This window comes from Streptomyces boncukensis, assembly GCF_011045075.1.
GTDB classification, from domain to species: domain Bacteria; phylum Actinomycetota; class Actinomycetes; order Streptomycetales; family Streptomycetaceae; genus Streptomyces; species Streptomyces boncukensis.
Genome location: NZ_JAAKZZ010000995.1, coordinates 1 through 1,161 on the forward strand (window position 1 = coordinate 1; position 1,161 = coordinate 1,161).

At 72.6% G+C, this 1,161-nt stretch carries 1 protein-coding gene; it reads right to left on the bottom strand.

Translation table 11 applies throughout. From position 1 onward, the window contains the following. Positions 1–187: 187 nt before the first annotated feature. The gene (locus G5C65_RS37540) at positions 188–1,033 is read right to left on the bottom strand and encodes a S1 family peptidase (RefSeq protein ID WP_165303518.1); all 846 of its coding nucleotides are present in this window, start codon (positions 1,031–1,033) and stop codon (positions 188–190) included. Between the last annotated feature and the right edge of the window lie 128 nt (positions 1,034–1,161).

Sequence of the window (1,161 nt, forward strand, 5' to 3'; positions counted from 1 at the left end):
CCCGCCCCCGCCCATCCGGGAGGTCAGCGCCGGGGAGCGGGAACCGTGGCTGCCGGGGCGCGGCACCGGTCCTGTGAATCGGTCGTCCCGCATGCCCCCATCCTGCACCCGCCGGCGCGACAGCAACGGGTGTGTGCGCCCCCGGTACCGGGGCCGGTACCGGGGCCGGGGCCCGTGGCTGTCGCCGTCAGCTGATCTGGCTGGTGATCCAGTCGTGGTGGGCGCCCACGCTGGTGTTGATGTCGGCGCCGACGCCGCACGGGCCGGTGCCCCGGCTGTTGAGGCCGGTCAGCTGCCAGCGGCCGCCCGCCTTCTGGACGGCGGGCGTACCGGAGTCGCCGCCGCAGGTGCCGCCGGTGCTGTTGTCGTCGGCGCAGAAGTCGCCCTCGCGGACGCCGAAGGCGCCGTCCGCGCAGCGCTTGAGCGTGGGATCGAGGACGGTGAGGTCGATCTCGCGGAGCTTCCTGGGGAGCTTGGCCGGGTCGCTGTCGGCGGCGTCGGTGTACCCCCAGCCCATCATCTTCACGGTGCTGCCGACGGAGGGAAGGCCGGTGGCCAGCGGCGCGGGCTGCTGGGAGACCTTCCGGGAGAGCTGGACGAGGGCGATGTCGTACCCGTCGTTGCGGTCCCAGGTCTCGAACGTCCACTTGGGGTGGACCTTGAACTGCTTGACGTCGGTGAGGGCGCCGCCCGTGGCGCGGTCGTTGGATCCGACCCGGGCGCGTACCCAGGAGGGGTCCTTGAGCTTGTACGGCGCCCCGTTCTCGTCCGGGTCGCTGACGCAGTGCGCGGCCGTCACCACCCAGTCGGGCGCGACGAGGGTGCCGCCGCACATGTGGTTGCCGTTCGCCTGCCACTGGAGCGAGACGATGAAGGGGTAGCTCTCGGTGGACTCGTCGCCGCCGATGATGGTGGGGCCGGGCGGCGGAGTCGGCGACGCGGCGGACGCGGCGGGGGCGGTGGCCGCGGCGCCGAGGATGACACCCAGTGAGAGGGCCGCCGCGGCGGCTCCGCGTATCGTCTTCCGTCTCAACGTGTTAATGGCGCGCTCCCTTGTCTGTCTCCCCATGCCTGGCCGGAATTCGGCCGGGCGATCCGGACACTAGCCGCCTTACCGGGGTGCATCAATGGCGCGTTTCCGGCGGTCACCGGGTCGTGGGC